6 protein-coding genes and 1 pseudogene are annotated in these 6,629 nt (G+C 42.3%); all 7 read left to right on the forward strand.

Translation table 11 applies throughout. From position 1 onward, the window contains the following. Positions 1 to 104: pseudogene (locus ENH88_RS07645) on the forward strand (UMP kinase); the annotation flags it as partial. Positions 105 to 118: 14 nt separating this feature from the next. Continuing rightward, a complete protein-coding gene (frr, locus tag ENH88_RS07650; RefSeq protein ID WP_304181339.1) occupies positions 119 to 676 on the forward strand; it encodes a ribosome recycling factor in 558 nt (185 codons plus the stop codon). A 58-nt stretch (positions 677 to 734) separates the two neighbouring features. Continuing rightward, positions 735 to 1,514 (forward strand): isoprenyl transferase, encoded by a 780-nt coding sequence (locus ENH88_RS07655; protein WP_304181341.1) that lies wholly within the window; start codon positions 735 to 737, stop codon positions 1,512 to 1,514. Between the two features lie 16 nt (positions 1,515 to 1,530). Then, on the forward strand, positions 1,531 to 2,397 hold the full coding sequence (locus tag ENH88_RS07660) for a phosphatidate cytidylyltransferase (RefSeq protein ID WP_304181343.1): 867 nt from the start codon (positions 1,531 to 1,533) through the stop codon (positions 2,395 to 2,397). After that, positions 2,394 to 3,599: a 1-deoxy-D-xylulose-5-phosphate reductoisomerase gene (gene ispC, locus ENH88_RS07665; protein ID WP_304181344.1), complete on the forward strand. Its 1,206-nt coding sequence runs from the start codon at positions 2,394 to 2,396 to the stop codon at positions 3,597 to 3,599. The genes ENH88_RS07660 and ispC overlap by 4 nt, the downstream gene beginning before the upstream one ends. A gap of 1 nt (position 3,600) precedes the next feature. After that, on the forward strand, positions 3,601 to 4,953 hold the full coding sequence (rseP, locus tag ENH88_RS07670; protein ID WP_304181345.1) for a sigma E protease regulator RseP: 1,353 nt from the start codon (positions 3,601 to 3,603) through the stop codon (positions 4,951 to 4,953). Between the two features lie 105 nt (positions 4,954 to 5,058). Next, positions 5,059 to 6,629 (forward strand): outer membrane protein assembly factor BamA (bamA, locus tag ENH88_RS07675; RefSeq protein WP_304181346.1); only part of this gene is annotated, 1,571 nt, incomplete at its 3' end.

Here is a 6,629-nt window from a genome sequence, read left to right on the forward strand (position 1 = left end):
GCGTATTTAACATGAATAAATCAGGCGCGTTAAAGCGTGTAATTATGGGCGAAGAAGAAGGTACGCTTATTTCTTCACAAGCCTCAGATGAAGTTATTAACTAGATTAGGATTGAACCGTGATAAACGATATTCAAAAAGATGCTGCAGAACGCATGCAGAAAAGTGTAACGGCACTTAGCAGTCAATTATCTAAAATCCGTACTGGCCGTGCTCATCCGGCAATTTTGGATGGTATTATGGTGCCATACTACGGTGCCCCAACACCATTAAACCAAGTTGCTAATGTAACCATTGAAGATTCACGTACATTAGCACTTAGTGTATTTGACAAGTCGCTTGCACAAGCGGTAGAAAAAGCGATCATGGCATCTGACTTAGGTTTAAACCCAATGTCAGCAGGTTCTGTGATCCGTGTACCACTTCCTCCGCTAACAGAAGAACGCCGTAAAAACTTAATTAAAATCGTTCGTGGCGAAGTTGAAAGCGGCCGTGTTGCGATCCGTAATATTCGCCGTGATGCCAATGGCGATGTGAAAAACTTATTGAAAGATAAAGATATTTCTGAAGATGAAGCGCGTCAATCTGATGATGCAATTCAAAAGCTTACCGATAAGTACATTAAAGAAATGGATACTCAGCTAGCGGCAAAAGAAGCCGAGTTGATGGAAATCTAAGCTCGTAAATTTATTAGTTTTGAAACGCCGTCTGGGTTATACTAGGCGGCGTTTTTTTATGGAATACTCGATATTTATGGTTCTTAACGCTGATAAAATTTCCCAGCAATGTTTACCCAAGCATGTCGCTATAATCATGGATGGCAATGGTCGTTGGGCACAAGCCAAAAATAGGCCTCGTGTGTACGGTCATAAAAAAGGCGTGGATGCGGTTCGTCAGTCTGTGCAGTTTTGTACTAAATTGAAGATTGAGTCGTTGACTCTGTTTGCGTTTAGTAGTGAAAACTGGCATCGCCCAGAAGATGAAGTCAGTACCTTGATGGAATTGTTTTTGTATGTGCTAAGCAAGGAAGTAAAAAAGCTCCACAAGAACAATGTAAAATTAACCATCATTGGTGATTTATCTCGTTTTTCAGAGGCGTTGCGTAGCAAGGTTGATGCGGCGCATCAATTAACGGCTAATAACACCGGCTTACAACTTAATGTAGCAGCTAATTATGGTGGCAGATGGGATATGACCAATGCTGCTAAGCAGATAGCTAAGCAAGTTGCTACAGGGGCATTAAACCCTGACGATATTACAGAGCAAGACTTAGCTGCTCATATGAGCATGCACGATCAAGCTGAACCTGATTTGCTGATACGCACAGGTGGGGATTTACGCATAAGCAACTTTTTATTATGGCAAGCTGCTTACGCTGAACTTTATTTTACCGATACGCTTTGGCCTGACTTTAACGAAGCCGCTTTTGCTGACGCTATCGCTTGTTACGTTGCCAGAGAGCGACGATTTGGTTGTACTGGCGAACAAATAAAACAATTACTCGCCGAAACCTAATTAAAAGGGTAACACTTTGCTAAAACAACGAATTTTAACCTCTTTAGTGCTAGCACCTTTGGCATTGATATTGGTTTTTTACACACCACTTACACTGTTTAGTTATATTGCCGGCGCGATTGTTTTATTAGGCGCATGGGAATGGTCTGCATTTATGGGGCTGTGCGATAAAGTGAAACGTTTTTCGTTTGTGGTATTTATTGGTTTGTTACTGGTGCTACTTAATTGGCACTGGCCAATTGACGGACTATGGAGCGATGGTCAGCTAGTCGGCGATGCGAATTATATATTTACACTGTCATTTTCTTGGTGGCTTGTAGCCACTTATTTAGTGTGGCGTTATCCAGCGATGGCAAAAGCATGGAATGAAGGGGTAGTGATGCGTGCCATTGCGGGTATTCTAACCTTAGTCCCCTTGTGGCTTGCGCTAAATACACTGCGCAGTGCTAACTATGAACAATCAACCCATTTTGGTTCAATGCTGATACTGGTCGTTTTAGGGATTGTTTGGAGTGCTGACATTGGCGCGTACTTTACCGGTAAAAACTTTGGCAAACATAAATTAATGCCGAAAGTAAGCCCAAATAAAACCATTGAAGGCCTAGCTGGCGGTGTTGTAGCGGCCGTTATTTTTGTACTCGCATTTTGTCATTTCACCGATGTTGATATGTCTGTGTGGCCAATTTACGCCATTATGACCATGTTTATTGCTTTATTTTCTGCCATTGGTGACTTACTTGAGAGTATGTTTAAACGTGAGGCTGGCTTAAAAGATAGTGGCTCATGTTTACCTGGGCACGGTGGTATATTAGACCGCCTAGACAGCTTAACCGCTGCGGCACCCATTTTTGTTTTGTGTTATGCGTGGACACTTAGTCTATGAGTTGTAAACAGCAATTGGTGATCTTAGGTGCTACCGGCTCAATAGGTTTAAGCACCTTAGATGTGGTAGCGCGTAATCAACAACAATTTGCGGTATTTGCGCTTGCAGCGGGTAGCAATAGCGAATTAATGGCGCAATTATGTATTGCTCATCAACCACGCTTTGCAGTGATGGCAGATGATAACGCTGCAACACAATTAACTCTGTTGTTAGCGGGCAGCGACTGTAAAACAGTGATCCGCAGTGGCGTTGCCGCGATGAGTGAATTGGCTGCACACCCAGACGTTGACACTGTGATGTCTGCGATTGTCGGGGCCGCAGGGCTAATACCGACACTGAGTGCGGTAGCAGCTGGGAAAAAAGTATTACTGGCAAATAAAGAATCCTTGGTTATGTCAGGGCAGTTGTTTATCGATAAAGTTAAGCAACACAAAGCCACATTATTACCCATTGATAGCGAACATAATGCCATATTTCAGTGCTTGCCAAGCGCACTGCAAGGCTCGAAAAATAATGCTCAACTGCATGAGCACGGAGTAAGTAAAATTTTACTTACCGGCTCTGGCGGGCCATTTTTAACCCGTGCTATCGATACCCTAAAAGATGTGACTGTGGCACAAGCCGTTGCGCATCCTAACTGGTCAATGGGGCAAAAAATTTCAGTTGATTCAGCCACCATGATGAATAAAGGCTTAGAGTTTATAGAAGCCAAATGGCTGTTTAATTGTGCTGCGCAAGATATTGAAGTGGTGATCCATCCACAAAGTATCATTCACTCAATGGTACAGTACCAAGATGGTTCGGTATTGGCGCAAATGGGCAACCCCGATATGCGTACTCCGATTGCTCACGCTTTGGCTTATCCTGCTCGGATTGATGCAGGTGTAACACCGCTTGATTTCTCTGAGCTTGCTGATTTTACCTTTACCAAACCTGACTTTGCTCGTTACCCTAATTTACAACTGGCAATAGCGGCGTGCGAAGCTGGGCAGGGCGCAACCACCACCGTCAATGCGGCCAATGAAGTTGCTGTAAATGCATTTTTACAGGGGCAAATCGGCTTTACCGATATTTATCGCATTAATGCACAAACACTAGACAACACAATCGATGTAAACGTACACACGCTGGATGAAATTCTTGACTGTGACCGTTTAGCTCGACTTCAAGCAACGCAACTTATTGCAAAGGTGAACCGCTAATATGTTCGATTTTCTGTGGAATTTAGGTTCTTTTATTTTAGCGCTGGGTATTTTAGTAACAGTGCATGAGTACGGACATTTTTGGGTCGCTCGTAAAGCGGGTGTCAAAGTATTACGGTTCTCCATTGGTTTTGGTAAGCCGCTAATAAAATGGCACGATAAACACGACACAGAATACGTCATTGCTGCAATTCCACTGGGTGGCTATGTAAAAATGCTTGATGAGCGCGTTGATGAAGTGCCAGCCGAGCAACGTCATTTATCATTTAATGCTAAATCGGTTCAAGCGCGTATCGCGATTGTCGCCGCAGGACCCATGGCTAATTTCATTTTTGCTATTTTTGCTTTAGCAGTCATGTACATGGTGGGTGTGCAATCGGTTAAACCAGTCGTTGGCTCGATCACAGAAGGTAGCCGAGCTGAGCAAGCGGGTATTATGCCGAGTCAACATATTGTAAAAATTGGCGACGATAATATTACGACTTGGCAAGATGCTACGTTTGCATTGATGGCCAGTTTAGGTGAAAAAAGCGTTGCTGTTACGGTGCGCGATGAGCAATTTCAAGAGCAGGTGAAAACACTCGATATCGATGGTTGGAAGTTAGATGAGCAAGATGTGCCGCCATTAGCTTCATTGGGCATTGTGCCGTTTCGCCCGCAAGCGACTTTAACGGTTGCAACTATTTCAGCTAATTCAGCCGCTGCCGCAGCTAACTTACAGGCGGGAGATGAAATTATCGCGGTAAATGGCGAAACAATGACCGATTGGACTCAATTAGTTAATGTTATTCAGCAATCCGCTAACAAATCATTACAATTTAGTGTAAAAAGACAAGATAATATAGAACGTATAAACGTCACACCACAAGGGCAATCTAATAACGATGGTCAGTTACAAGGCTTTTTAGGTGTAGCTCCGGTGGTTGAAAAGTGGCCAGATGGTTACATTGAAACTAGACATTATGGCCCACTCGATAGTATGGTGCTGGGCGTAACTGAAACATGGCGCTTGATCAGCCTTAGTTTTGACATGATTGGCAATCTAATTACTGGTCAAGTATCAGTGAAGAATTTAAGTGGTCCGGTTGGTATCGCTGTCGGTGCGGGAACTAGCGTAAGCTATGGCTTTGTAGCATTTTTAAGCTTCTTAGCATTGATCAGTGTAAACTTAGGCGTATTTAATTTATTGCCGTTGCCAGTACTTGATGGTGGGCACTTAATGTATTACATAATTGAACTTTTTCGTAGCAAGCCGGTCTCTGAAAAGACACAAGAATTTGGTTTTAAAGTGGGTGCCTTGTTACTCATTTTTCTTACATGTTTCGCTTTGTTCAATGATGTATCGCGATTATAAATAATTGCGACAGTCTCGAATTAAAAACACGATTGTAAAACACCGCTAAAGTATAGTTTTAAGGTGTTGAGCGGTAATACCGTTGTAAAGGATAAAGATAATAAAATGGCTATAAAAAAACATTTGGCAGTAACAAGTTTATTAGGCGCTAGCTTTGCAGCCCTAGGCCAAAACTCCTTTATTGTTGACGATTTAAAAGTTGAAGGCTTACAGCGCGTAGCGTTGGGAGCGGCATTAACGCATATCCCTATTAATGTGGGTGATAATGTTGATGACTACACAATTTCAAAAACGATTAAGTCTTTGTATAACTCAGGCCACTTTGACAATATCAAGGCACTACGTGATGGCAACAATGTTATTTTCAGAGTAACAGAGCGCCCAACAATCAGTATTATTGAGTTTGAAGGTAATAAAGACATCAAAGATGAGCAGCTAACTCAGTCGCTTGATCAGCAAGATATTCGCCAAGGCGAACCACTGGATAAAACCGTGGTTGATAATATTGAGAAAGGCTTAATTGAGTTTTTCCACAGTATTGGTAAATATAACGCTAAGATTGATGTCAGCATTACTAAACTTCCGCGTAACCGCGTTAAGTTAAAGCTTGAGTTTGATGAAGGTGATGCGGCGTCAATTCGCCAAATTAACTTAGTTGGTAACGAATTGTTTAGCAACGAAGACCTACTTGCGCTTGCAGAATCACAACAAGATTTACCGTGGTGGCAGTTTATGGGCAGCGATCGCTACCAGAAACAAACCATTGAGGGCGATCTTGAAAAAATCCGTAGCTTCTATTTAGATCGTGGTTATTTACGTTTTAATATCGATTCAACACAAGTATCAGTGAGCCCTGAGCGTGAATCGGTTTATGTTACTGCGAATATTTCTGAAGGCGTAAAGTACAAAGTTAAAGGCTTTGACTTTATTGGTGATTTACTGGGCCGTGAAGAGCTGATCAAAAGTGTTATTCCACTGCGTGCCGGTGAGCTTTACAATGGTTCAGTGGTGACCTCTTCTGAAGAGTTTATCAAAAGCTACTTAGCGCGTTTTGGTTATGCTAACGCTGAGGTACGTACTATTCCTGAAATAGACGACGAAAACAAAGAAGTTCAGTTAACTTTATCGGTGGATCCGGGGCAACGCGTGTATGTACGTCGTATTATCGTCGGTGGTAACCAAAATACCGCTGATGAAGTATTGCGTCGTGAAATGACTCAGCTTGAAGGTGCATGGTTATCAAACCAAAACCTAGAGCGTTCAAAATTACAAATTCAGCGTCTGCCATACATGGAAAGCGTTGATTTTAATGTGGTGCCAGTGCCGGGTGTCGATGACCAAGTGGACGTTGATTTTACTGTTAAAGAACAATCAGCAGGTAGCTTTAATGCCGGTCTTGCTTATGGTTCATACTTAGGTCTGCAATTTAATATTGGTGTTACTGAATCTAACTTCTTAGGCACAGGTAATCAAATTGGTTTTAATATCAATACGTCGCGTGGTTCTGAGCGAGTGAGCTTATCGTATACTGACCCTTATTTTACTCCTGATGGTGTATCGCAAGGCAGTAGCATCTTTTACAGTAACTACGATGCAAGTAAATTCAGCCTTATCGATTATAAATCGAAGAGTTATGGTATTGGTACTAACATTGGCTTCCCAATTGATGCGGTAAA

Source organism: Pseudoalteromonas prydzensis (genome assembly GCF_011050055.1).
Classification (GTDB): Bacteria; Pseudomonadota; Gammaproteobacteria; order Enterobacterales; family Alteromonadaceae; genus Pseudoalteromonas; species Pseudoalteromonas prydzensis_A.